This is a genomic window from Streptomyces sp. CLV115 (genome assembly GCF_038448545.1).
GTDB classification, from domain to species: Bacteria; Actinomycetota; Actinomycetes; order Streptomycetales; family Streptomycetaceae; genus Streptomyces; species Streptomyces sanglieri.
This window is the reverse complement of record NZ_JBCEWQ010000465.1, coordinates 1-285: the sequence shown is the minus strand read 5'-3', so window position 1 is coordinate 285 and position 285 is coordinate 1. Positions and strand designations below refer to the sequence as shown.

The window sequence follows — 285 nt, the reverse complement described above, 5'->3', positions numbered from 1 at the left end:
CGACCCTGAACGTCTACCAGGGCGGCGAGGTCGCGAAGACCATCGTCGGCGCCAAGCCGAAGGCCGCGATCGTCCGCGACCTTGAGGCCTTCCTCGGCTAGGCACACCGCACGCCGATGTTTCACGTGAAACGGGTCCATCCCTCGGGGGATGGACCCGTTTCACGTTGCCAGGAACTCTCGGATCCTCATGGTTCTTCGATCGTCCTGCGATCCCGGATCACAGCGGCCTGAGCGCCGGCTCCTTCTGCACTGCGCCCAGCAGCCGGTCCAGTGCCAGTTCGAC

General features: G+C 65.3%; 1 pseudogene. It reads left to right on the top strand.

Annotated features, from left to right (window positions below):
• Positions 1–101, top strand: a pseudogene (locus AADR41_RS42665) (thiol reductase thioredoxin); the annotation flags it as partial.
• Between the last annotated feature and the right edge of the window lie 184 nt (positions 102–285).